The organism is candidate division WOR-3 bacterium, from assembly GCA_039803545.1.
GTDB lineage: Bacteria > Hydrothermota > Hydrothermia > UBA1063 > UBA1063 > UBA1063.
The window spans coordinates 16611-41204 of record JBDRYS010000002.1 but is presented as its reverse complement, the minus strand read 5'-3'; the positions used below and the strand labels follow the sequence as shown (position 1 = coordinate 41204).

Below are 24594 nucleotides of genomic sequence, written 5' to 3'. Positions count from 1 at the left end.
TAAAATCACTTCCTTTAAAAGCCGGGGTAGCTCAGTAGGTAGAGCACAGGACTGAAAATCCTGGTGTCCCCAGTTCGATTCTGGGCCCCGGCATTTTTTAATTGGGGATTTTAATATTTCTAAAAAATAAATAACTCAAACCTCAAAAGATTCGAATTAGCTGAAGTTCGAAAAAGCCTGTGCTTTTAACCTATATTGATGTCCTTTTCAGACCATTCTATATCTTTTGGTGATTCAGCTGTCCACTGAAAGTACTGAATAAGGGTGTAAATTATGAAGGCTACAATAACTATAAGGATAGGTACTAAGATATACCATGCTGTTGATTTTGATTTTTTCTCCCTGACCTCTTCCATCTTGCCTCCTTTTGCTAACACTTTAATTATTGTACAATTTGCTTGAAATGTCAAGAGAATAGGGAAAAATTTACAAGTTTTAGTTTATTCACTGTCATTGTGAATTGAAATTTCGATAAATAAGCATTAAAATAGGAATTAGAATGAATGACAAGATAATCGTAAAAGGTGCGAGGGTACATAACCTCAAAAATATTGATGTTGAAATTCCCAAATATAAATTTGTAGTTATTACTGGCGTTTCAGGTTCAGGAAAATCATCCCTTGCCTTCGACACCATATATGCTGAAGGTCAGAGAAGGTATGTAGAATCTCTATCATCTTACGCGAGGCAATTTCTCGGTTTAATGGAGAAGCCAGATGTAGATTTTATTGAGGGGCTTTCTCCAGCCATCTCCATCGAACAGAGAAAAGGTGGTTGGAATCCGAGGTCCACGGTGGGAACAGTTACGGAAATCTATGACTACTTAAGATTGCTCTTTGCTCGGATAGGCGTACCCCATTGTATCTATCATAATGTGCCCTTAGTAAAGAAGACCCTCGATGAGATTGTAGATGAGATTTTGAATCTTCCTCAGGGGCAGTATGTTCAAATTCTCGCCCCGGTGGTGAGGGGTAGAAAAGGAGAATATAAGGATCTTTTTGAAAGGTATCTTAAAAAGGGATTTCTAAGGGCCTATGTGGATGGAGAGCTTGTAGAACTCGAAGACCCACCAACTCTTGAGAAATATAAGACCCATGTTATTGATATCCTGGTTGATAGGGTAAGTGTGGACAAAGAAAATCGCAGTCGGATTTCTGAGTCTGTGGAGACGGCTCTTAAAGAAGCCGATGGCCTTGTTAAGCTTAAATTTGAGGATACGGGAAAAGAGGTAGTATATTCGGAAAAATTGATGTGTCCAATTTGTGATTTTTCCATGGAGGATCTCGAGCCAAGGATCTTTTCTTTTAACTCTCCCTATGGTGCCTGCCCCGAATGCTCGGGTTTGGGTGTTAAGTTGGAAATTGATCCGTATAAACTTATAAACTCTGAGGATCTTTCAATTCTTGAAGGCGCCATAAAACCATGGGGGGAACCCAATCCATTTCTCGAAGAAAAACTTTTGAGACTTGCTAAAGAAAAAAAGGTGGACCTCGATACCCCATGGTCTGATTTGCCCCAGAGTTTTAAGAATTTGATATTGTACGGAACTGAAGACCCTTCAAAGGACTATTATAGACAGGATAAAATGGAACAGGACTACTACTATTTTGAAGGTGTTATTCCCTACTTGTGGCGGAGATACCATGAGACCGAGTCTGACTGGGTCAAAGAAGAAATAGAGAGGTATATGGTAAAAAAGACCTGTCCCATGTGTGGAGGGTCGAGGCTTAAAAAGGAATCGCTTTACGTAAGAATCCGGGATAAATCGATATGGGATATTACCAGGATGAGTATATCTTCGGCCCTTGAATGGTTTAAGAATCTTAAGCTTTCTGGAAAAGAAGAGTTAATTGGAAAGCAGATAGTGAAAGAGATCATTTCAAGATTATCTTTCTTAGTGGATGTAGGTCTCGATTATCTGACTCTTGAAAGATCCACCGATACCCTTTCTTCAGGAGAAGAGCAGAGGGTGAGATTGGCCACCCAAATCGGTTCAGGACTAACAGGGGTGCTTTATGTGCTTGATGAGCCTTCCATAGGGCTTCATCCAAGGGATATCGACAGGCTCATTGGCACGATCAAGAAGCTGAGGGACCTTGGAAATACCGTTATTGTTGTAGAACACGATAAGGAAACAATCCAGGAAGCAGACTGGATTATCGATCTGGGGCCAGGCGCGGGTGATAAAGGTGGTAAAGTTGTTTTCAGTGGGACCTATGAAGAAATTTTAAAATCAAGAAAGTCTCTAACAGGTCAGTATTTGGCAGGAATTAAGACCATACCCGTCCCTAAGAAGAGAAGAAAGCCTAAAGGCGATTTTCTCATTCTGAGAGGCGCAAGACATAACAATTTAAAAGGAATAGACCTTAAAATACCTCTTGGTCTTTTTGTATGCGTAACTGGGGTTTCGGGATCCGGTAAATCTTCTCTAATTCAGGATACCCTTTATGTGGCTTTGATGCGGTATTTCCACGGTTCGCGAGAGACTCCCGGAGCCTTTGACAAGATTGAAGGGCTTGAGAAGATAGATAAGGTGATAAACATTGATCAAAGCCCTATAGGTAGAACACCGAGGTCTAATCCTGCAACCTATACTTCAGCCTTCACGCCGATTAGGGAGTTTTTCGCTACCCTTAAGGAATCGCGTAAGAGAGGGTATACCCCGGGGAGATTTTCTTTCAATGTTAAAGGTGGTCGTTGTGAAGCTTGCGCTGGTGAAGGATTTATAAAGGTAGAAATGCAGTTTTTACCTGATGTTTATGTGCCCTGCGAGGTTTGTAAAGGTAAACGCTATAATAAGGAAACCTTGGAGGTAAAGTACAAAGATAAGAGTATTGCCGATGTTCTTGATATGTCGGTAGATGAAGCCTATGAACTTTTTAAGGATATTCCAGCGATCGAGCGAAAATTGAAACTTTTGAAAGATGTGGGGTTAGGCTATATAAAGCTTGGCCAACCGGCCACAACCCTGTCGGGAGGCGAGGCGCAGAGGATTAAACTGGCAAAGGAACTTTCAAAAGTTGCAACAGGCCGGACCCTGTATATTCTTGACGAACCAACGACGGGGCTACACTTCGATGATGTGAAAAAACTGATAGCGGTCCTACAGCGTTTGGTGGACCTTGGGAATACCGTTCTTGTTATTGAACACAACCTGGATGTTATAAAATCTGCTGACTGGATTATTGATCTCGGACCTGAGGCTGGTGAAAAGGGTGGTTGGATTGTGGCAGAAGGACCCCCAGAGGAGATCGCAAAGAATCCCAAATCATATACGGGTTTGTATTTAAGGAAAGAACTGGAAAACTCTACCTTTTAATTTTTCTACGAGCGTTAAAAAATTTAAAATGGACTTTCCAAAAGTTGATTTCGTAGTAACAAAGTTTGAGATCACTTAAGATTTTAGGGAAACTTTAAATGAGCTAAAAAGCGTAATGAAGAGACTTCGTCATTGCTCGTACGTCAGGCGTCAAAACTCGCAGCATCTAAGACAATTTCGGAGATCATTTATTTTTTAACTGAACCTTTAGACTTTTTCAATACTTTGTAATCTTGCTTTCTAAAAGACTTTGATTAGACTTTCGTTTCGTTCTTCAATTCTGAAAGTAAGGAAAGAAGGTTCCTGTAATCCTTTTATCAGAGGAAGAGTCTTTTGAAAAAGATGGGTGAGGATGGCAATAAATCGTGATTTTGAATTTATTGCCCTCGTTGCGGTTTCCATAAAGGTTGAAGAGGAGTTTAAAGGGATTATTGGGGTTTTACTTAAGGACGGAAATGGTAAAGATGATGCTGAGTACCTTAAGGAAATCAGCAAAAACTTTACAGTAGCATTAAGGCAAAGGGTGCTATTTACTAAATTGGAAGCCAACAAAAAAACTTAAAGACAGTTTTAGAAGTTTCATTGCCCTAATTGAGAAAATCATAGAACTAAAAGATCCTTCTGGGAAAGTTCACGGTGACAACGTTGAGGAAATCACTTTTGAGATTGCAAAGAGGATGGGATTAGAGGAGGAGAGGATCGAATATCTAACTTATGCTGCTGTGATATATGGTGTTGGATAAATTTCACTGCCTGATGAGATTGTTCACAAACTGGGTCTTTTATCAGACGTAGAATTTTCGCTATAAGGTTTCATCCTGAAATTAGGTATGATTGTTAAAGGATCCGTCTTTCCCCTACTCAATATCAGAGATTATTTGCCGGTACCACGGAAGATGGAATGGTAGTTATTATCCAAGGGGTTTCAGGGGTGGAAAAATTCTTTCAGAGGCAAGATTCTTTCAGTTGCAGGAGTGGTAGAGTCAACGACTCATTTTAGAGCCTGGAGGGATGTTTATAGGCTTGACGAGACATTAAATTATTTGATTGTTTGATCCTGACGTCGTAGATATCTGTATTGAGGCCTTCAATTTGGCTTTGGGTTCAAGTATTGATAATAAAGTTTGTATTTCCGAACTCAAGGTATAAAATAAATGAAAAATAGGGGGTTAAAATGAATTTATTGCTTTCACTGATATTACTTATGCCTCCAAGCCCGGAGGTATTAGAGCAAATGAGAAAGAGTGGAAACCTGCAAAGCTGGGTTTCCATAATGGAGGATGCCAGAAAGAGAGGAATGGATGCTCCTTCGGAAGAGCTGATGGATAAAATGAATAAAGAGATGCAAGTCGCTCGGGAAACGAAAACGAAGGTTATTAAAAGGGCAGTAGTTATAATGTGCGATTTCTCCGATAATGTAGGGACCACACCCGCGGCACATTACGATTCCTTGACAAATGGGCCTTTTACCACGGGGAGTGTTAAAGAATTTTATTTAGAGAATTCGTATGGAAATCTGGAGTTTCAATTCTTGGTAACGCCCGTTTGGGTGAGGTTACCCAACCCTTATACTTATTATACTAATAACAATTATGGAATGGGTGATTGGCCTCAGAATGCTCAGAAAATGGCTTATGACGCCGTCGTTGCCGCTGATCCTTATATAGATTTCTCCCAGTGTGATATGGATAACGATGGATATGTTGATGCCCTCGTTATTGTACATGCAGGTCCAGGAGCTGAATCTACAGGGGATCCAAATGACATTTGGTCTCACGCGTGGGTTATTCCTACTACTTTGATAGTGGATGGAAAACAGGCCTATTGGTATACGACAGTTCCAGAAAATGCGGGTTGCGGTGTTATTGCTCATGAAATGGGTCACAGACCCCTGGGACTTCCAGATCTTTATGACACAGATTATTCTTCAGAAGGGCTTGGCAACTGGTCGCTAATGGCCGGTGGTTCCTGGAATGGAGGTGGCGCTATTCCTTCCCATTTAGACGCATGGTGTAAATACAGGCTCGGATTTGTGAGGGTCGATACTGTCAGTAGCAATAGAATTTACCAGAGTATTCCGGCCGTTGAGGATACAGGAATAATTTTTAGACTCTGGACAAATGGTGCGACGGACAACAGATATTTCCTTGTAGAAAATAGAAGGTTAAAGAAATTTGACAGAGCTTTACCAGGTGAGGGACTTCTGATTTATCATATTGACGATGCAAGGGCTAATAACAACAACGAGTGGTACCCAGGGCAGAATTATCTTTACCATTACAAGGTTGCACTGGAGCAGGCTGATGGTCGATGGGACTTAGAACACAATATAAACCGGGGTGATGCGGGAGATCCATGGCCAGGTACAAGCAACAATAGGGATTTCCATAATTATTCAATTCCTGATTCAAAGGATTATGGAAATCCAATGATTACAACCTATGTTGGCGTGCTAAACATTTCAAACCCTGGTGACACGATGTATGCAGACCTTATGGTCTCCAGTTATAACAATATTAAAGTGACATCAATTTCTGTTCCAAGGGCTGACACCCTCAATGCTTCTTCAGAGTTCAAACTCAGGGTATTCAATAATGGATTCACCTTGCTCAATAGAGACTTGAACTTTAAGGTATACAACGAATCTGGTGATCTGGTTTACGATACGACTGTAACCGGGATTTCTGTTGATACTGGAATGGCTGACACTGTGAGCGTTTACTTCACTCCATCCATTGATGATTGTGAATATAGTTACCACATTGGCCTAACTGCGACTGATGACGTACCAAGGGATGATTCTTTAATTGGCCTTTACTATGCCAAAAGTATAGTCAGGGGTTATGATGTAGCTCGTTCTGAAGGTGACAATTACTGGATGCCTCACATAGTTGATGGAGTCGTTGATGACCTCGAATATTACGGCTCCCCCTGGCTTGATATTAGTAATTTTCTCGCAGCTAATGGAGAAACACACAGAACCATAAGAGAGACCTACATGAAATCCCATATATTCCATGATACCCTTTTTGTAGCCTTTAAAGTAATCGGCGACAGTACCTTGGGTAATAACGATTACATAACCTTTGTGATTGACGATAATGGGGATGGTTCTTTCCCGGCGAGTAATAGCAACGAGGGTGAAATCACCTTTAGAGACGGTACTACGAGATTGAGTTACTTCAAACCATATACTTCTTCGGGAACTGGAACAATACAGACTTTAACTTTACCGCAGGCTTACACTGTACAGAACAATGTAAAGTATGCTGAGGTTGCAATTCCTATAGGGCTTTCTGGTTCGGGTCCCGCTTATTATCTGAATTTATCGGGAGACTATTCTTCCTTCATGCCGAAGGTCTTTGTTAAAGTGACCGATGGTTCCAAGATCGTTGGATGGTGGCCTCAAAATACGCCTTATGCTTCTACGGTCAGAGATATTAGCTATTTTGCAACCCTGACTTCAACGCCTGTAAGCGTGATCGAAAGGCCTCTCCGTTATGAAGTGAAAGTGGATTGGAAGGGACCTTATATAGTTCTGAGAGGAGCTGGCCTTAAGGGTAAAAGCTTGAAAGTTTCCCTCTACGATGCCTCCGGTAGGAAAGTTGTTCAAAGGTTAGTTAAGGTTTCTGATTCCGAAAGCGAAAAAATAGATTTGAGGAATCTGGCTTCTGGTGTCTACTTTGCTGAAGTAGAGATGGATGGAAAGGTGATCGGGTCCTATAAGGGGGTTTTAATAAAGTAAGTTAACCGCCTTTTTTGAATCTGTCCAGGTTCTGAATTATATTTAAGTACTGTTCAAAACGGAGGAACTTATGCGAGATTATAGGGATACTGTTAATTTGCCGAAAACCGATTTTTCAATGAAAGCAGAGCTTACGAAGAAGGAGCCGTTACGACTGAATTGGTGGGAGGAGAGGAAAATTTATCAGAAGAATCTTGAGAAGAGAAAGAACACGGGAAAGATTTTTGTTCTCCACGATGGCCCGCCCTATTCTAATGGACACATTCACCTCGGGACTGCCCTTAATAAAATTCTCAAGGATATTCTGGTTAAGTATAAGTCGTTGAAAGGATTCTATGCCCCCTATGTGCCTGGATGGGATAATCACGGTATGCCTATTGAACTCGAGGTGATAAAGACTCACCCTGAATACAAAGAACTTCTTTCCGATGCTTCAAAGACTAAGGATCCTCTTTTAAAACAGAACTTGAGAAAGGATTGCAGAAATTTTGCTAAGAAATGGGTTGATATCCAGCGGGAGGAGTTCAAAAGGCTTGGAGTTTTAGGGGATTGGGAGAACCCCTATTTGACGATGGATCCCTATTATGAAGCTAAGGAACTAAGGATTTTTTCTGAACTTGTTGAGAAAGGTTATATTTACAGAAGTTATTTACCCGTGCACTGGTGCCCGAGGTGTAAGACCACCCTTGCGATGGCAGAAATTGAGTATAAGGATAAGGAATCTCCCTCCCTTTGGTTTACCTTCGAGCCCGTTGAAACCGATTTTTATCCGCTTGTTTGGACGACCACGCCCTGGACTATTATTTCAAATGTTGCCCTTGCCGTTCACCCGGATTTGGTATATGTAGTGGTTAAGACTAAAGAAAGGTCGTATTTGTTAGCTGAGGAGCTTATTGAAAGTAACAGGGATATCCTCGGTGAAGACTTCGAAATTATAAAGAGGTTCAAAGGTAGAGAACTTGAAGGCTTAAAATTCAAGCATCCATTCCTTGATAGAGTTTCGTCTGTGATTCTCGGTACTTTTGTTACCACGGAAGATGGAACGGGTATCGTTCATATAGCACCTGGTCATGGAAAAGAGGATTTCGAGGTGGGGAAAGAATACAATCTCCCTGTTATTTCTCCCGTCGATGAAGATGGGAAGTTTACAAAAGAAGCGCCCGATTTTGAAGGCCTTGATACGAACGAGGCGTCGAGCAAAGTAGTTGAGGTGTTAAAGGAGAAGGGTAAGTTTGTAAAACTTTCGAAGATAACTCACAGTTATCCTCACTGTTGGCGTTGTAAGGGCCCCTTGATTTTTAGAGCAACTCACCAGTGGTTTTTAAGCGTTGACCACGCTGGGTTAAGGGATAAAGCCCTTAGTGAGATTTTAAAAGTAAAATGGCATCCTGAGGAAGGGCAAGTTAGAATACACACTTCAGTCAAAGAAAGACCCGATTGGGTTATCTCACGGCAGAGAAGCTGGGGGGTATTCATACCCGCTTTAAAGTGTAAAAATTGTGGTGAGACATTCTTAGATCGTGCGGTTATTAACAATCTTGCCAAGTATGTGGAACAGGGAGAAGTCGATGCCTGGCTCAGTAGGGATGTCAATGAGTTTACTGAAGGCAAAGTCCGTTGTCCAAAATGTGATAGTGATCAGCTGGATAAGGAACATGATATTCTCGATGTGTGGTTTGATTCTGGAATCTCTTACATTGTAGTTTCTGAGAAATATGGTTTCCCCTGGCCTTCAGATGTGTACCTTGAAGGCTCCGACCAGCATCGTGGATGGTTTAACGCATCCCTGATGCTGAGTACTGCCTATCGTGGGAGTGCACCGTATAAAAATGTGATTACCCATGGATGGGTAGTTGACGAAGAAGGCAAAGCGATGCACAAAAGCCTTGGTAATGTCATATTGCCCGAGGAGGTGATCAGTAAATACGGGGCAGATATTTTGAGACTCTGGGTGGCTTCCAGTGATTATACAGAAGATGTAAGGCTTGGAGAAGAGATTCTAACAAGGCTTGTGGATTCTTACAGGAAAATAAGAAATACCTTCAGATTTATGTTGGGTAACCTTTACGACTGGGAGGAGAGCAAGAGGGTTGAATATGAGGACCTATTGCCCCTCGAGAAGTATATGCTGGCTAAGTGGAATCAGGTTAAAAGAGTGGTGGAGGAGGCCTACGAGAATTTTTACTTTTATAAGAGTTATCACACCCTTTACAATTTCATAGTAGTTGACCTTTCCGCCTTCTACCTTGATGTGCTTAAGGACAGGCTCTATACGTGGGCTCCCGATTCGCTTGGAAGGCGCTCTGCCCAAACTGTCATTTACGATATTTTGAGAGAGATGCTTGTAGTTATCTCTCCAATTCTGTCTTTCACGGCAGAAGAGGCATGGGAGTACCTTCCTGGTAAGAGAGAGGAAAGCGTTTTCTTAGCGGATTGGCCTTCAATTAACCCTTCTTTCAATAACGAGGAGATATTGAGGGATTTTCAAGTGCTTCTGGATGTGAGAGATAAAGTTTTACTACTCATCGAGAGGGCGAGAAAGGATGAAAAAATTCTAAGTGATCGTTTAGAGGCCAAAGTTATCATAAATAGTGATAACGAGCAGGTATTAGACGTACTGAAGAAATATGAGCAACACCTCGGTGAACTTTTCATTGTGTCTCAGGTCTATTTAAGTGGTGATACGACCGGAAACGCGGTCTCTCAAGAATTTGAGGGAATGAAGATTTCCGTTGAACATGCTAAGGGTAAAAAATGTGAGAGATGCTGGATCTGGCATGAAAAAGTGGGAGAAGACCCTGAACATCCAGGGTTGTGTCCCAAGTGCCTTCAAGTCGTAAGGGGATTTAAGAGTGAAAATTGACATACTAAATTTAAAAGAGGGTGTCACTGAGTACTTTGAATCCTTGGGGCCCTCAGAACTCGATTTGTTAAACCTGGATTTTAGATTGAAGGATAAGGCTTTCGTTCACACCACCGTCGAAAAGAGGGGTAATAAAGTTAAGATAACCATTGATGCTAAATTCACTCTTATTTTAACATGTTCACGGTGCCTCGAAGAGTTTGAACAGGATTTTAACACCGTTGATGAGTATTTCGTTAAGCCTGGGCAGGAAGAGCTGGAACCTGAAAAGTACTTAAGTGATGAAGACATATTTTCAATATTTGCCCCTGCACAGGAAATCGATACAACTCCCTTAGTGAGGGATAGTATTATTCTTTCTGTACCTATGAAACCTTTATGCAAAGAGGATTGTAAAGGACTCTGCCCCGTTTGCGGAGTCAATCTTAACAACTCAATTTGCGAACATGTGGGATTAGATAAAGAAAAAGATGATTGGCGAAGGAAGCTTGAAGAAATCAAGAAAAAGTTGGAAAAGAAATGAATCTTCTTCTTGCGATCCTCTTCAGTCTCTACACTTCAAAGAAGAGCGAAGTATTGGTCTATTTGATCCCTGACGATATTCGAGATTCTGTACAGTTTATCACCTTTGTTAGTTTTAATAGGCAAAATTTGATTTTTTACAAAGAGGCTGATCACTATAAAAGCTATGCAGAGCTCCAGGCCGAAGTCTTTGATGAAAGGAAAAATCTTCTTTTCGGTAACAGCTGGCCAATGGAGGTTGTCACATCGACATTTAAAGAAACCAAGCAGCCTATATGGTACCAGAGGATGTTCACCTTTAAGCTCCAGAGGCATTCAGAATACAGAGTCCGTTTTCGGTTAAGGGATTCGGAAGGGAATGTCATTGCAGAATTCGTTCAGGCCTTAAAGGCTCCGGATTTAATTTCTGATCCAATCCTACTTGATTCAATGGCCCTTATGGAAAATTCAAAAAGACCGTCTTCGTCCTATATACGAGGCAAAAAGGGGGTTTTTTATGTAAAGTGTCTTGTTGATTCTCTCCCCTTCAAATTGCAGATTGTTGCCCTAAAACCTGTTTACGAAGTAAAGGGGGTTTTAAACAGGGGGGACAATTTTATTGAAGTAAGCTTCAAAGATTTGAAGTCAGGTAGCTACAAGGTTGTTCTCCTTGCAGGGAAGGAGGAAAGAGAAGCTCCATTGACTCTGTTTACCCTTCCTATTGACTTTACGCCTACGGAATTAAATCAAATCATTACGATTCTATCCTTTTTAGTGCCACAGCCTGAACTGGATTCCTTCAATTATTATAAAAAGGACCCTGATTCTCTTAAGAGCTATTGGGAAAGGTTTTGGAAGAGGCGTGATCCAACACCTGAAACGGACCTCAACGAGTTCGAAGAGGAGTTCTGGAATCGGGTGGAGTACGCCGATGAAAATTTTTCATCCCATCTTAAGCGGGGTGCACTTTCCGACAGGGGGATTTGCTACATTGTACTTGGGCCTCCTGATGAGATTGAAAGACATCCCTTCGAATTGGAAGCCCCTTCTTACGAAGTGTGGTACTATTATTACAAAAATTATCGGTTTGTATTTATGGACTTAAAGGGGGTAGGAGATTATGAAATTGTTGATCCTCCTCGCTATATTTTTTACGAGCTCCTCAAAAAGTGAGGGGGTCTTTATCCAGGTCCCCTCGCAGGTTTACAAGAGCGAGGGCAAAGTGGATTTTGTGGTCGATTGTTCAAGGTTTTTAAGATCCGATTCAATCACAGTGTGTGAATTTAGTTACATGATTAATTTAAATTCCCTCAAAAAGAAGGACAATCTTATGGGTTTTATGGCAAAGGTCGAGATTAGAGGCTCAAATTTAAAAAATCCCATAATTTCTCAGTGGACTCAAAGGACAACGAAGCCCTTGAATTTTTCTATAGACAAGTTCTGGGCTTCCCTTGTTCCGGGAAATTATGAGATAACTTTTACAGTTTCAGATTTAAATTCAAAGAGCAAAGGTTCGGTGAAGTTTAGCGTGAATACATTGGAAGTGGATACCTCATTAAGTGCCTCTGATCTTCAACTTCTCCTTACATCTTATCCGGGTGAGGACACTGTGTTTGGTAAGTTTGGGTACGTTCAAATACCAAACCCTTCAGGAATATATTACTCAGGCAAAGATACCTTGTACTTTTATTTGGAACTTTACCATTTAGGAAAGGATACGATACCCTATTTTGTGAGGTATTTTATCTTAGACGAAAAGGGCAGCTTGGTTAGGGCTTCATCACCTATTAAGAGAGGCAGGGATGAACTACCTGTTATAAGGGATGGAATCCTACTGGAGGGATTGAAATCAGGCAGATATACCCTAAAGGTTCAGGCAGTAGACCCATCGACGGGAAATTCTGTGATAAGGGATAGGGAGTTTATTTACTATTCCTCTGAATTAACTGCACAGGGAGAAGCAGAAAATTTAACCTACTTTTATTTCATTGACTATTTTGCAACGCCAGAAGAGTTAAGAGAGTTTAGGGAATTGCCAGAAGAGGGTAAGCTGTTATTTCTCAAAAAATTCTGGAAAAAATTTGACCCTACACCAAATACCGAATACAACGAATTTTTTGTAGAGTTTGTAAAAAGATGTAAATATGCCGATGAAAACTTTTCCCTTCCTGAAAAACCCGGAAGGCTTACCGATAGGGGCAGAATTTATATAAAATTTGGTCCTCCTGATGAAGTAAATAGGGTAACCTTTGGTTTGACCTCGAGAAATCGTGAACACTGGCTCTATTACTCTGGAGGATTTAAGGAGTTTGTCTTTGTGGATATAAAAAATACCGGCGATTACGAGCTTGTTTACTCTTCAGACCCCAGTGAACCTTCAAAGCCAGACTGGATGAAGTATGTTTCTCCCTCGGATCTTCAAAGGCAAAGCTTCTAAATCAAAGGGTAGGGAGTTCGAAGACCTTGCTGTTAAGTATCTTATATCAAAAGGTTACAAGGTAGTTGAGAGGAATTATAGGAAAAAATTCGGTGAGATCGATATCATTGCCCTTAAAGAGGGTACGCTTGTTTTTGTAGAGGTGCGAAGTCTCAGTGGTAATTTTATGGAGCCTTCGGAAACAATTACTTTCCACAAGCGGGAGAATCTTTTGAAGGTTGCTTCGGTTTATTTGATGGAAAAGGGCTGGTATGGTGCGGTCAGGTTTGACTTCATAGGGATAAAGGGACGAAATAGGGAGATAGAGCACATTGAAAGTTTTTTCGAAGTTTAAGGACAAGTTCTCTTGGGCTGGCGCCGAGCTTGCCTCTGCTGTTAATACTTTTTACTATATCCTTGTTGATAAACGGACTCCTTGGTATGTGAAAGTGTTGTCTTTTTTGTCATTGAGCTATGCCTTTTCTCCGATAGACCTGATACCAGATTTCATTCCCTTTGCTGGTTATTTAGATGATTTTTTAATAATTCCTGCCATGTTTCTCCTTGCTAAGAAGCTTACACCTCATGAGATTTACAACGAAGCAGTTGCAAAGGCAGATAAATTTAAGGTTAGAAACAAAAGGCTATTTGAGTTTGCCGGAGCTTTTCTTGCGCTGATTTTTTGGCTTGCAGTGGCAGGTTTATTCATCTTTGCTCTATTCAAACTGGTAAAAGGCCACAAGAAATGGTAGATTTTTCTGTAAAGTTCTTCGTTTTTGTGTAATTTTTCTGCCTTTGTGAGAAGTGAATCTATTGTAAGTTCAAGATCCCCAATTTCTTCGAGGATTTTATTGAGTGACGAAGTGTTTTTTAAACTGGGAACAAATTCCCAGGCAAAGTTTACTATTTCGAAGAAAAGTGCGGATTTTTGATTCATGGCGTACAACGCATTCTCGAATTGGTCGTTTTCTACTAAATTATCGAATGGGTCGCTTTGTGAGATAAAGAGACTTGCGCGGGATTTCAAAATAGTTTTAATTGTGTCTTCTTGAGGCAATTTTAGAATTTGAGAAATTGAGGAATTCATTAATTCTGTCAGATGATTATAAACCCCATTGACGGTCGTTTTCGTCTGTTGGAGTTCCTTTTGTGTTTTGTAAAACTTAATCTTACTGAGATAAACTGTTCCGGCATAAAGAGTAATGACGACGATCAAATAGGCTATAAAACGTTGCATAGCCTTCATCAGTTAGATAATAAAACCATGTGCTACAAAATTCAAGTAGAACCTCTCTTTTTGGTCAATATTAAATGCTTCTTTCGTGTAATTGCACGGAATACTTTATAATAAAATTACATGGTGATTTCGATATTGTCTTTTATCCTTTCATTGATTAATCCCTCGGACTTTGGAGGCCTTCCAGTTGATGCCTCGATACCGGGGCTTGCATATTCCGTTACTGCAAGATATGGTTTTCCAAATCTGGATAACGTATCATCCTTTAGCCTTTTAACACAGGGAGGCGTTGTTCTTTCCTTTGCGTATGTTCCTGAAAGTATTACCGATGTTTTGAATTATGGATCTCATGTAAAGTTTAAGAATTTGACTGCAGCGGGTTTTTATTCCAAAGGGGCAGGTTTCTTTTACAGGCTGATAAGCCGCAGAGAGATAAAGTTGCCAGATAAAGAAATAGAATACTCTATTGACGAATTTAGCCTTGCGGTCTCAGATATGCTCTATTACAACTTGTACGGAGGTTTGTCTCTAAATTACTATTACGTGAGATTTGGTGAGGCTGCAATAGTAAATGGATCTCCCGAGGTTAACTTAGATACAGGAAACGGTTTTTCCATAGACCTTGGACTGATTTTCAAATACCGATGGATTAGTGCTGGATTTTCTTCGAAAAATGTGGTTTCTGGCATCTATTACAGTAAATTTGAGAAAGACGTTTTAAGACCTTCACTTAGTTTGGGGGTAAACCTCGTGCCTTTGAAAATCCTTTCCCTCTCAATGGATGGTTTCATTGAGAAAAATGGGAAACCGTTTTATTTCACTGGCTTTAATGCAAGGCTTTTAAAGTGCGTAGGAATTTTCGGGGGGTATACTTTCAACGATAAGTCATACGGCGGTGGCGTAGAATTAAATTATAGAAGTAGTGATTTTGTAATTTCTTACAGAAAGAAGGCGGTCTTTTTAACCTGGAGGTTTATGTTCGAATGAGAAAAGTTGCTCTAATACTTGGTGGAGGAGCGGCTAAGGGGTATGCCCATATTGGTGTTATAAAAGCCTTAGAGGAATGGGGAGTTTCTCCGGATCTTGTAATTGGTACCAGTATGGGGGCGCTGGTAGGCGGATTCTATTGTGCCGGTTTTACACCTGAGGAAATGGAGAAAATTGCCAAAGGGGTCGACCTTAAGAAAATGGCTAAAATTTTCAACATATCTCTATCTACCCAAGGGTTTATAGGCCTTTCTGGGGTTGAGGAGTTTCTCAGAAGCTACCTTGGCTATGTTAAAATCCAGGCTTTGAGGAGAAAGTTTATAGCTACTGCTGTAGATGTTACTAACAACGAAGCTCTATATTTTGACAGGGGAGACCTTGTGAAAGCGATATTGATGAGTATAAGCATTCCCTTTATTTTTGTCCCAATTACCTCTGACAGCATTATAGTTGATGGTGGGGTGCTGGATAACGTGCCTGTGCGGGTTCTCAGCCTTTTGGACGAAGATTATTTTTCAATAGCTGTGAATGTGATTCCTGCTGTCAGGCATACTGTTAGATTCGCGGATGCCGACGAAATAAAGTTGAAGGAGAAAGTTAACTTGATTGAAAGAATAGCGAAAAGAAACAAAGAAGCTGCATTTCGAGAAGAGGCGATGGGCTTTATCTCGTACATCATTAAAGTTTCACATCTTATGATTAGCGAAATAAACTTAAACAGGCTCGAAGACTATCCCTGTGATGTATACATTGAGGTAGATTCAGGAATAGATTCTCATGAGTTCAATAGAGCTGAAGTCGCCATAAACGCCGGTTATAACAAAGCTCAGGAATTTAAAGAAATTATCATGAATAAGCTTTCTTTGGGTGGGTAAGGTGTTTTAATTAGTTAAGTAAAAGGTCTTGCCGTTTCTTTGACTATACGCTCATAAAAATTTATAATTACCAACTACAATGAGAAGGAAAATAATTGCAGGAAATTGGAAGATGCATATGACTCACACTGACGCAGTGTCCTTTATAAAGCGTCTTCAAGAAGAGCTTGCTAAGATAAATACCTCTTATGAAGTCGTTGTAATTCCACCTTTTACATCACTGTTTCCCGTTTCTACCGTAATAGATAAAGGGATTCTTAAGCTTGGAGCGCAGAATGTTTTTTATGAAAAGGAAGGAGCTTACACTGGAGAAATTTCACCGGTAATGTTGAAAGCCCTTGGCTGTGATTATGTGATAGTTGGTCATTCTGAAAGAAGGAAGTATTTTGCCGAGAGTGATGAGATGATTGCCAGGAAGCTTAAAGCGGTTTTAGTTGAAGGTATGAGGCCCATCCTTTGTGTAGGTGAGACTCTCGAACAGAGGGAAAAGGGCAGGCACAAAGAAGTTGTCGAGAGTCAATTGGTTTCTGATCTTGCTTATTTGAGTGTTGATGAGATAAAAAGAATTGTTATTGCCTATGAACCTGTTTGGGCCATAGGGACAGGTCACAATGCGACCCCTGAACAAGCGCAGGAGATGCACGAATTTGTAAGGAGCATTTTAGGAGAGAAATTTGGGGCCTCGGATGTTCCCATCCTTTATGGAGGCAGCGTTAAGCCTGAGAATATAAGGGATATTTCCGCGATGAAGGATGTGGACGGGGCACTGGTAGGTGGAGCATCCATAAAGGTTGAATCTTTTGTTGGGATAATTTTAAACGCTTACCAAGGGGGGAATTAAAATGTATACATTCTTAAGTGTTCTTTACCTATTTCTTGTCATAATAATGATTATTGTGATTCTTATGCAAGAGCCAAGGGAGTCGGGACTTTCACCGGCCTTTGGTGGAATGCAGCAAATCCTTGGTGTTAGGGGAATTCCAACATTTTTCACCAGGCTTACCTGGGCACTTGGTGCGGTTTTCATGATTTTTTCCCTTGTTCTCGCAACCCTTAACAATCCTGCCCGTAGAGTAATTAAAACTCCAAAGGCCAGCGAAACCGCACCCATTGAACAAAAAACGCAGGAATCACAAAATCAAGAAGTGCCACAAATACCACAGCAGGGGAGGTAAAAATGAGAGAGGCAGTCGTTGAATTCAAAGGATTTCAATATAAAGTTAGGGAAAATGGTTTGATTACCACACAGAAAGTCGAAAAGGAAGTGGGGGATACCGTCGAGATTTCAAATGTGCTGCTTGTTCAAGATGGCGACAAAGTTTTGGTGGGCACCCCCTATGTTTCAAAGGCTAAGGTCATTGCCAAGGTTGTAAAACATTATAAGCATGACAAAGTGATGGCTTTCAGGTTTGTAAACAAAGAGAATGTCCGGAAGAAGAGGGGACATCGCCAGGAACTTTCTGAATTAAAAATAGAAAAAATCGTAGTAGATTAGCCCCCAGTTTATAAAGTGCATATAATATTCGCGATTTTATTTATTGGAACTCCTAATTTAAGTTATAGCAGGAATATAGAGCTCCTCGTTGTCGGTAGAGAAGAGGTACGGCAAGTAGTCTCCGCTTTTACCGATTACAAATACAAATTAGGTATCCCAAGTGCTTTTGTTTCTGTGGAGGAAATTGAACAAAGATTTCCTGGATTAGATTTGACTGAAAAAATCAGAAATGGAGTTAGGTATTACAAGGAAAACTATGGTGTCAGGTATCTTTTGCTTCTCGGAGATTACTACAAAGTACCAGCCAGGATTGCCTACGTGAGAATAGGCACCAGCGAGACTTCTAACAATGTACCTACCGATTTTTACTACGCTGAGCTTTATTCTGATTGGGATAAGAATAGGAATGGGCTTTTTGGAGAGCAAGCTGACTCTATAAACTTAGTGCCTAACGTAATCGTGGGGAGAATTCCTTATCATAACCTCGATGAACTGAGGGGCTATTTCAGTAAATTGATGAATTATAAAACACTTAAAGGCGATGCGACCAAGTTTTTGTTACATGGTTCAGACATATTGGAAAATGGAAACTCCTACAAATTAACGGACAGCCTTTCACGTGTGGTTCCTTCGGTTTTTAATCTTAGTAAGCTTTATGAAATCGGATCCAATATTGACGTTAATAAAAACCAGTTCATTGACAGCGTAAGTGCTGGGGTAGGTTACATATTTTCCTGTGCCCATGGAGATTTCGGTAATTTGTATATAAATCAGAGTCCCACTATTTCCTTTGGTATCACCGATATTTCATTGGTACGAAGCTCTGTACCTTCCTTCTGGGGTATTTTGTCCTGCGACATTGGGGGATTTGATAAAGACGCACTCGGAGAGCATCTCATTTTTGCCCCGTCGTGTATTGGAATTCTGTCCCAGACAAGGGATGGTATTTCCAATACGATCTCTTTTTACGGGAAATTTTATGAAAAGCTTTTTTCAGATGCCAGTGTCTCCATAGGTGAAGCAGATAGCACGATGCGACAAGCCTTTTCCAGTGAAGCCCGTACAAGTTTAATAACCTATTACTCCGTATTAACTTACAATCTACTGGGAGATCCCACCTTAGTTCCAATCAAGGGAAAATACATAGACTATCGGATTTCAAAGGTCACTACTTCCGAGGATACTGCAATAGTTGTTAGGGTTGCGCCTTTGGAGCCTTTGTCAAGGGTGGTCGATAAAAAATTTGTGATTTATAAAGAGAATGAAATCTTTGAAACCCGAGAAACTACTGAAGATTCGGCGTATTTTAGAATAAATCCAAGGACCCCTGGCTTTCTCTATATTTCAGTTACAGCTCCTGAAATTAAAGATGTATTTGATTCAGTGTATGTCACACCCTACACCTTGCCAATCCAGCTTGCTGTTGAATCGGTGAGAAATGAATACGGGGATACAATCTTATTATCCAATGCTAATTTTGATATGATAATTCGTGTTAAAAACGCTTCATCAAAGTACTTTGACAGCTTACAAGTTGTTTTAAAAGGTAATTTTCCTATTTCTTTTAAGGATAGTCTTATTACCATTACCTTGAAGCCCTTTGAGGAGAAAAGGATTATTGTGAGTGGGATGGTGGCGAAAGTAGGGAAGGGGGGAGCGGCTAAGATTAAAATACGAACAAGTTTTGGTTTATTTGAGAGTGAGGAGTCAATCTTAATTGATTACTACGTTCCTGAAATTCGCATAACGGATTTGAGAGTTTTAAGGAGGGTGGAGGATTATTGCCTACTACTCAAAATTTTTAACCAGAATTTTTACACCATTAGGGATTTAAAACTGGCTACGCAGAAAAGCAACTCAGATCTTCTTGCATGGATTGACTCCCTGGGTCCATATGATGATACTTTGGTTAGCGTTTCAGTGCTCTTAGAAGATGCCCCGGAAGGATTGTTCTTGTATTATATGAAAGATTCTCTTCCAATCTCGATCCCTGGGGGTGTTGCTTTATTACCTCCTCCTACTAATCTGACCGGTGCACCGGGGATTGGGAGCGTTGGTCTGAAGTGGAAATCACCTGGAAATGGATTACTTTTCAATGTTTATAAAAGTGTTGATGGCAATACTTACCGAAGGATCAACCAAACCCTAATAAATGGGGCTAACTTCGTGGATTACGAAGCGGAAGGTCTTGCTTATTATTACGTGACATCGGTTGACACAGTGGTGAAGGCAGAAAGTAGCCCCTCAACGGTAATTTCTGCCTCTCCTAACCCGCCCTATCTTGATGGCTGGCCCCAGCCGGTCTTGGGAACAGGATACTCTACTCCAGTGATCTGCGAACTTAACAGGGATGTGCCCGGACTGGAAATTGTCATTGCCACATTCTTTGATAGTTTGGTTTATGCCTTTGACTGTATGGGGCACCTGCTTCCCGGCTGGCCTGTTAACGTGCATGGCACCGTTCTGGCGGCGATAGCGGCAGGGGATATTGATGGTGACGGGGAGGAGGAGGCCATAGTTGTCACAAGGGATGGCACGAGGTCACTCCACGTGCTAAATAAGTATGGTCTTGAGAAACCGGGATTTCCAGTCTCAACTCCCGGTGCCGGCTCTTCAACCCCTTGCGTATGTGATATTGACGGTGACGGGCTTTCTGAAGTAATTATAAAAGATGGTAACAACATAAAAATTTTTAAAAACGGAGGAATGGTTTGTGATAGCCTTTACTTAGGCGGTTCAGGTACCTCTCCAGCCTGTGGAGATATTGATAACGATGGTGCCCTGGAGGTGATAGTTTCCTATTCAACAGGTTCATCGGGATACATAGGGGTTTTGGATCCGGCTCTCCGTATGAAGCCCGGCTTTCCAGTCTCTGTAAACAAAGATAACATTTCAAGCCCTTCCATCGGCGATATTTTACCTGATTTTCCTGGTTTGGAAATTGTAGTTTATGCTGGAGACACCCTTTATATTATAAGTTCAACTGGGGTAACTTTGGCGAAGGGGTATGTGGGATCTACCAATTACTGGCCCTATGCAATTTCTCCCGCCCTCGGTGACGTAGATGGTGATAGTATTAAAGATATAGCGATACCAAGTAGTAGTGGCTTCAAGGTTTTCAAGGTGAACGGTAATTCTTTATCTCTTATTTACGGTGCCTATTGTGGCAGTGGTTTTTCTTCCTGTACAATTTACGATGTGGATAATGACGGGTGTGGAGAGGTTTTTAAAGGGAGTGTGGATGGATATCTCTATGTTTACAATCGAACGGGGCAGGTTATTCAGGGATTCCCCGTGGACCTTTTCTCTTATGCCTACATTACGCCTCAAATTTGGGACATCAATGGCGATGGCACTAAAGAACTTGTAACTTCCTCTTGGGGAAATAATCTGTTCGTTTTCTCAACAAGCTGGATTAGCAACAATCTCTACTGGCCAATGTATAAACATGACAGATATAGGACTGGTAACGCAGATTTCTTTAATCCTTCAGTGATTGAGTCAAAGCTGGAGGAGGACCAAAAGGTGGGTTTTGAGTCAAAAAGGGGAAATTATTGGGTTTACGATGTAACAGGAAGGCTTATTTTCAAAGGAAGTAAAGCTAATTTTGAACAGCGGATGAAAAGTGGACAACTTAGAATGGGAGTTTATTTTGTTAAAATTGAAAACTCAAAACATTTAATTAAAAGGGTCGTGATAAGATGAGTGTTAATCTTGAAGAATTAAAGAACAGGATGGCAGAAATTGAGCTTAAACTGGCTACCTCCCTTTCTGATGAGGAGAGGAGGACCTTATTGCAGGAGTACAAGAAGATTCAACCCATTGTTGAAAAGCTGGAAGAGAAGGACAAGTTAGAAAAAGAACTTTCCGATATTGAGGAAATTCTGGGAGAAGAAAAGGATGAGAACCTAAGGGAATATCTTGAGGCTGAAAAGGAGAAGCTTACAGCGAGGCTAAAGGAATTGGAGACAGAAATCAAAAGGCTTCTTTTACCAGAGGACCCCGATGACCCTAAAACTGCTATAGTTGAAATTAGGGCTGGAACAGGGGGAGATGAGGCAGCACTCTTTGCAGCCGACCTCTTTAAGATGTATTTGAAGTACGCGGAGAAGAAGCGTTTTAAAGTTACAATCATTGACTCCCATCCCACACCCCTTGGTGGCTATAAGGAGATTTCCTTTATTGTTGAGGGGCCCTATGCTTACAGACTATTAAAATACGAATCAGGGGTTCACAGGGTGCAAAGAATCCCCATTACCGAGACTGGTGGAAGGATTCATACATCAACTGCCAGTGTTGTGGTTTTGCCCGAGGTAGAAGAGGCAGAGATAGAAATTAACACTGAGGATTTGCGAATTGATACCTTTCGTGCTGGAGGCCCTGGTGGTCAGTATGTAAATATGACCGATTCTGCGGTTCGAATTACCCATATCCCTACGGGCATTGTGGTTGTATGCCAGGATGAACGGTCTCAGCACAAAAATAAGGCAAAGGCATTAAGGCTCCTTAGGGCTAAATTAAAGGACCTCGAACAGAAAAAGATGGAAGAGGAATTGCGAATAAAGAGAAAAACTTACATAGGTACAGGTGACAGAAGCGAAAAGATAAGAACTTACAATTTTCCGCAAAATAGGGTTACTGACCACAGGATAGACCTCACCGTTTACAGGTTAGACGACATTTTGAACGGAGATCTCGACCTCATTGTTGAGAAGCTTCTTGAAGCTGAGGAAAAAGCGAAACTTGAGGCTCAGGGAACTTTATAGTTATCTTATCGGAGTTATCTCTCAGGTCTCACGGGAGGCAAAGGCTGAAGCAAAATGGATTATTGAAGAAGTTTTCGAAAATAAATTTGATTTTTTGATTTTGGAAAATCCCGAAGTTAGCAAGGAACTTAGCAGAATTCACACCATTGTAGAAAGAAGAGTGAAAGATCGTATCCCCCTCCAGTACATATTCAAAAAGGCCTTCTTCTTCGGATTCGAACTTTATGTGGATGAAAGGGTTTTGATTCCAAGATACGACACCGAGGTGGTTGTAGAGTATGTGCTTAATACCTTTAATGGTAAAGTAGTCCGTTGGCTTGACTTGGGTACGGGAAGTGGAGCGATAGCCCTTGTGCTGGAAAAACATTTAAACGGCTTTGGTGTGGCGTCGGACCTTTCCCTGGACGCTTTAAGGGTAGCAAGGAGGAACCTGACTAAATATGGTGTAAAAGTTCCTTTATTGAGGGCGGATGTTCTTTCTGCTTTTAAAGAGTCATGTTTTGATCTAATAGTGACAAATCCTCCTTATATTCCCTACAAAGAACGTTCGAATCTTTCTCCGGAGGTTCTTTCCGAACCCCCATCTGCTCTCTTTGGAGGCGAGTTTGGTCATGAACTCACGGAGAGAATCCTATCTGAATCCCTTCGAGTTTTGGTTCCTGGTGGTAGCATTATAATTGAAACATCACCAATGTGCTTTGAAGCTTTGCAGAGAAGTGAAGAGTGGAATTTTTTTATTTTAACAAAGGAAATATACGACCTGTCCGGTGAATTGAGGGGTATTCATCTCGTTAGAAAATCCTGAAATGGAAGATATTAAGTCAAAGTTAATACAACGTATTGCCTCTCACATTAAAGACTTTCAATATGATGATGCTTTGAAAGATATTAAAACTTATTGGAGGGCCTTTAGAGGTAAAGACAAAGAGCGAATTCTTTTTCTTAAAGGGTATCTGAGTTTAAAGACTGGAAAGCCAGAAGAGGCGAGAAAGATTTTCTCTCGGCTTTTAAAAAACGCCCCTAATAAGTCTATATATCACTTTTTCCTTGGACTTTCCAATATGGAGCTCGTAGACTACAAGGAAAGCTTAGAAAACTTTTCTCGCGCTCTCTCCATATCTCCCGAAAGCTTTGAGTATTTAAAGAATTACGGGTGGTCGATGGTTATGCTGGGTAAAAAGAAAGGCTTATCGATTCTCAAGAAACTTTACGACAAAAATTCTGAAGATGTAGATTTGCTTGTGAAGTACATTTTTGCACTTTTGAAATTTAATAAAGTAAACCAGGCAAAGTGGCTTTCAGAAATTGCATTAAGAAAGTATCAGGATGAAGAGTTACAGGATTTACTTGGTGCTATAAAAGATTTTCATTCCTATGAAAGTACGTTCCTCTCTGAAAATGAGGAAAAAGTGCTACTACTCCTCCAGCTAAAATCGGGTCTTGAATCTGAAGTTTTGGATGGTTTGACCATCCTCTTTCTCACATTGAAAGACGGCGCTTTTAAAAGGATAGTGAAGCCTCACCCCTGGGCTGCTGCCCTTGAAATTGCAGGACGCTTGATATTAGGTGATGGCAAGGTCAATGTAAGAGAAATTTGTGAAAAATATAATGTTAAGGAGAAGCAAGTGGATAGGATTTTAAAGAAGATTTTAGAAGCGGGGGTTTATTAAATGACGAGGATCTGGCAGCTAAAAAATTTATCCAAAGAGCTATACTTACAATTCCTCATAGAGAAGCCTTTTGCAATCTACTTTTCCACTAAAAGAATAGCAGATATTCATCGCACTTTGAACCTTGTCCCTTACGTAGAATTGGAGCAGATTCATTCAAAAAACATATGGAAGGTAGACTCTCCTGTACCTCCCAAAGAGCTCTCCGGCGACGGACTTATAACTTCAAAACCCGGGCTTTATCTCGTCATTAAAGTGGCAGATTGTTATCCTCTTTTTATTATTGATCCACTGAATATAGCCTGTGGTGTGTTTCACGTGGGATGGCGTGGGTTAAAGGAGGGAATCGTAGAGGAGGCTGTAAGTAAATTTACCGAGTATTTTCACAGTCAGCCAGAGAATCTTATTGCGGTGTTTGGGCCAGGCATAAAGGCTGAAAACTATGAGGTAGGCGAAGAGTTCAAAGGTTATTTTCCAGGCTCTGTTATCGAGAAAAACTCCAAATATTACTTTGACATTTTTCAAGTTGCCGCTAATAAGCTTAAAAGGCAGGGGGTTAAGGAGATTTACGGCCCTCCTGCAGATACCTTCTCCAATCCTGATCTCTTCCACTCAAAGAGAAGGGACGTAGAATTAAAAGGATTAAATAGGGCCATCATTGGTATTGAAAAGGATTTGAGCTTACAGACTCTTATTGAAGATAGTGCCTACAATTTGTAG

20 protein-coding genes and 1 tRNA gene are annotated in these 24594 nt (G+C 40.8%); 19 read left to right on the top strand and 2 right to left on the bottom strand.

Annotation, left to right across the window (positions count from 1 at the left end; all coding sequences use genetic code 11):
* Positions 1-20 precede the first annotated feature (20 nt).
* A tRNA-Phe gene (locus ABIM45_05130) sits at positions 21-93 on the top strand.
* 92 nt (positions 94-185) lie between these two features.
* On the opposite strand, the gene ABIM45_05125 is transcribed toward ABIM45_05130, so the two are convergent.
* Positions 186-356 carry a hypothetical protein gene (locus ABIM45_05125; GenBank protein ID MEO0239287.1) on the bottom strand — a complete coding sequence of 57 codons (171 nt, stop codon included), beginning with the start codon at positions 354-356 and terminating at the stop codon, positions 186-188.
* Between the two features lie 143 nt (positions 357-499).
* Between ABIM45_05125 and uvrA the strand changes: the two genes are divergently transcribed.
* The 8 genes from uvrA to ABIM45_05085 all read left to right on the top strand — a co-directional run bounded on the left by uvrA (position 500) and on the right by ABIM45_05085 (position 13199).
* Positions 500-3319 carry an excinuclease ABC subunit UvrA gene (gene uvrA, locus ABIM45_05120; GenBank protein MEO0239286.1) on the top strand — a complete coding sequence of 940 codons (2820 nt, stop codon included), beginning with the start codon at positions 500-502 and terminating at the stop codon, positions 3317-3319.
* A 352-nt stretch (positions 3320-3671) separates the two neighbouring features.
* Complete coding sequence (locus ABIM45_05115; GenBank protein ID MEO0239285.1) at positions 3672-3881, top strand: hypothetical protein; 210 nt, start codon at positions 3672-3674, stop codon at positions 3879-3881.
* 672 nt (positions 3882-4553) lie between these two features.
* Positions 4554-7064 (top strand): M6 family metalloprotease domain-containing protein, encoded by a 2511-nt coding sequence (locus ABIM45_05110; protein MEO0239284.1) that lies wholly within the window; start codon positions 4554-4556, stop codon positions 7062-7064.
* Positions 7065-7134: 70 nt separating this feature from the next.
* On the top strand, positions 7135-9927 hold the full coding sequence (ileS, locus tag ABIM45_05105) for an isoleucine--tRNA ligase (protein MEO0239283.1): 2793 nt from the start codon (positions 7135-7137) through the stop codon (positions 9925-9927).
* The gene (locus ABIM45_05100; protein MEO0239282.1) at positions 9917-10450 is read left to right on the top strand and encodes a DUF177 domain-containing protein; all 534 of its coding nucleotides are present in this window, start codon (positions 9917-9919) and stop codon (positions 10448-10450) included. The genes ileS and ABIM45_05100 overlap by 11 nt, the downstream gene beginning before the upstream one ends.
* On the top strand, positions 10447-11601 hold the full coding sequence (locus tag ABIM45_05095) for a GWxTD domain-containing protein (protein ID MEO0239281.1): 1155 nt from the start codon (positions 10447-10449) through the stop codon (positions 11599-11601). Before ABIM45_05100 ends, ABIM45_05095 begins: the two co-directional genes overlap by 4 nt.
* A complete protein-coding gene (locus ABIM45_05090) occupies positions 11549-12865 on the top strand; it encodes a GWxTD domain-containing protein (GenBank protein ID MEO0239280.1) in 1317 nt (438 codons plus the stop codon). Before ABIM45_05095 ends, ABIM45_05090 begins: the two co-directional genes overlap by 53 nt.
* On the top strand, positions 12828-13199 hold the full coding sequence (locus ABIM45_05085; GenBank protein ID MEO0239279.1) for a YraN family protein: 372 nt from the start codon (positions 12828-12830) through the stop codon (positions 13197-13199). Before ABIM45_05090 ends, ABIM45_05085 begins: the two co-directional genes overlap by 38 nt.
* Positions 13200-13436: 237 nt before the next feature.
* On the opposite strand, the gene ABIM45_05080 is transcribed toward ABIM45_05085, so the two are convergent.
* The gene (locus ABIM45_05080; protein ID MEO0239278.1) at positions 13437-14081 is read right to left on the bottom strand and encodes a hypothetical protein; all 645 of its coding nucleotides are present in this window, start codon (positions 14079-14081) and stop codon (positions 13437-13439) included.
* A 120-nt stretch (positions 14082-14201) separates the two neighbouring features.
* Here ABIM45_05080 and ABIM45_05075 point away from each other — a divergent pair, with 120 nt between their 5' ends.
* From ABIM45_05075 to pgeF, 10 genes are all read left to right on the top strand, one after another.
* Positions 14202-15068: a hypothetical protein gene (locus tag ABIM45_05075; protein ID MEO0239277.1), complete on the top strand. Its 867-nt coding sequence runs from the start codon at positions 14202-14204 to the stop codon at positions 15066-15068.
* Positions 15065-15943: a patatin-like phospholipase family protein gene (locus tag ABIM45_05070; protein MEO0239276.1), complete on the top strand. Its 879-nt coding sequence runs from the start codon at positions 15065-15067 to the stop codon at positions 15941-15943. Before ABIM45_05075 ends, ABIM45_05070 begins: the two co-directional genes overlap by 4 nt.
* A 79-nt stretch (positions 15944-16022) precedes the next feature.
* The gene (tpiA, locus tag ABIM45_05065; protein MEO0239275.1) at positions 16023-16784 is read left to right on the top strand and encodes a triose-phosphate isomerase; all 762 of its coding nucleotides are present in this window, start codon (positions 16023-16025) and stop codon (positions 16782-16784) included.
* Position 16785: 1 nt separating this feature from the next.
* The gene (gene secG / locus ABIM45_05060; protein ID MEO0239274.1) at positions 16786-17118 is read left to right on the top strand and encodes a preprotein translocase subunit SecG; all 333 of its coding nucleotides are present in this window, start codon (positions 16786-16788) and stop codon (positions 17116-17118) included.
* A gap of 2 nt (positions 17119-17120) precedes the next feature.
* Entirely contained in the window at positions 17121-17438 is a 318-nt protein-coding gene (gene rplU, locus ABIM45_05055; protein MEO0239273.1) for a 50S ribosomal protein L21, read from the top strand.
* A 15-nt stretch (positions 17439-17453) separates the two neighbouring features.
* A complete protein-coding gene (locus ABIM45_05050; GenBank protein ID MEO0239272.1) occupies positions 17454-21143 on the top strand; it encodes a C25 family cysteine peptidase in 3690 nt (1229 codons plus the stop codon).
* Positions 21140-22204, top strand: coding sequence for a peptide chain release factor 1 (prfA, locus tag ABIM45_05045; protein ID MEO0239271.1), 1065 nt, complete (start codon positions 21140-21142; stop codon positions 22202-22204). Before ABIM45_05050 ends, prfA begins: the two co-directional genes overlap by 4 nt.
* A complete protein-coding gene (locus ABIM45_05040) occupies positions 22182-23009 on the top strand; it encodes a HemK/PrmC family methyltransferase (protein MEO0239270.1) in 828 nt (275 codons plus the stop codon). The genes prfA and ABIM45_05040 overlap by 23 nt, the downstream gene beginning before the upstream one ends.
* A 1-nt stretch (position 23010) precedes the next feature.
* Entirely contained in the window at positions 23011-23874 is an 864-nt protein-coding gene (locus tag ABIM45_05035) for a tetratricopeptide repeat protein (protein MEO0239269.1), read from the top strand.
* Complete coding sequence (gene pgeF, locus ABIM45_05030) at positions 23875-24594, top strand: peptidoglycan editing factor PgeF (protein MEO0239268.1); 720 nt, start codon at positions 23875-23877, stop codon at positions 24592-24594.

Excerpts from the sequence above, each read along its gene's own strand:
- rplU (MEO0239273.1), top strand. The coding sequence starts at position 17,121 with ATGAGAGAGGCAGTCGTTGAATTCAAAGGATTTCAATATAAAGTTAGG.
- ABIM45_05080 (MEO0239278.1), bottom strand. The coding sequence starts at position 14,081 with ATGCAACGTTTTATAGCCTATTTGATCGTCGTCATTACTCTTTATGCC.
- ABIM45_05110 (MEO0239284.1), top strand. The coding sequence starts at position 4,554 with ATGAGAAAGAGTGGAAACCTGCAAAGCTGGGTTTCCATAATGGAGGAT.
- ABIM45_05075 (MEO0239277.1), top strand. The coding sequence starts at position 14,202 with ATGGTGATTTCGATATTGTCTTTTATCCTTTCATTGATTAATCCCTCG.
- pgeF (MEO0239268.1), top strand. The coding sequence starts at position 23,875 with ATGACGAGGATCTGGCAGCTAAAAAATTTATCCAAAGAGCTATACTTA.
- ABIM45_05115 (MEO0239285.1), top strand. The coding sequence starts at position 3,672 with ATGGCAATAAATCGTGATTTTGAATTTATTGCCCTCGTTGCGGTTTCC.
- ileS (MEO0239283.1), top strand. The coding sequence starts at position 7,135 with ATGCGAGATTATAGGGATACTGTTAATTTGCCGAAAACCGATTTTTCA.
- ABIM45_05085 (MEO0239279.1), top strand. The coding sequence starts at position 12,828 with ATGTTTCTCCCTCGGATCTTCAAAGGCAAAGCTTCTAAATCAAAGGGT.
- uvrA (MEO0239286.1), top strand. The coding sequence starts at position 500 with ATGAATGACAAGATAATCGTAAAAGGTGCGAGGGTACATAACCTCAAA.
- ABIM45_05035 (MEO0239269.1), top strand. The coding sequence starts at position 23,011 with ATGGAAGATATTAAGTCAAAGTTAATACAACGTATTGCCTCTCACATT.
- tpiA (MEO0239275.1), top strand. The coding sequence starts at position 16,023 with ATGAGAAGGAAAATAATTGCAGGAAATTGGAAGATGCATATGACTCAC.
- ABIM45_05095 (MEO0239281.1), top strand. The coding sequence starts at position 10,447 with ATGAATCTTCTTCTTGCGATCCTCTTCAGTCTCTACACTTCAAAGAAG.
- ABIM45_05125 (MEO0239287.1), bottom strand. The coding sequence starts at position 356 with ATGGAAGAGGTCAGGGAGAAAAAATCAAAATCAACAGCATGGTATATC.
- prfA (MEO0239271.1), top strand. The coding sequence starts at position 21,140 with ATGAGTGTTAATCTTGAAGAATTAAAGAACAGGATGGCAGAAATTGAG.
- ABIM45_05090 (MEO0239280.1), top strand. The coding sequence starts at position 11,549 with ATGAAATTGTTGATCCTCCTCGCTATATTTTTTACGAGCTCCTCAAAA.
- secG (MEO0239274.1), top strand. The coding sequence starts at position 16,786 with ATGTATACATTCTTAAGTGTTCTTTACCTATTTCTTGTCATAATAATG.
- ABIM45_05070 (MEO0239276.1), top strand. The coding sequence starts at position 15,065 with ATGAGAAAAGTTGCTCTAATACTTGGTGGAGGAGCGGCTAAGGGGTAT.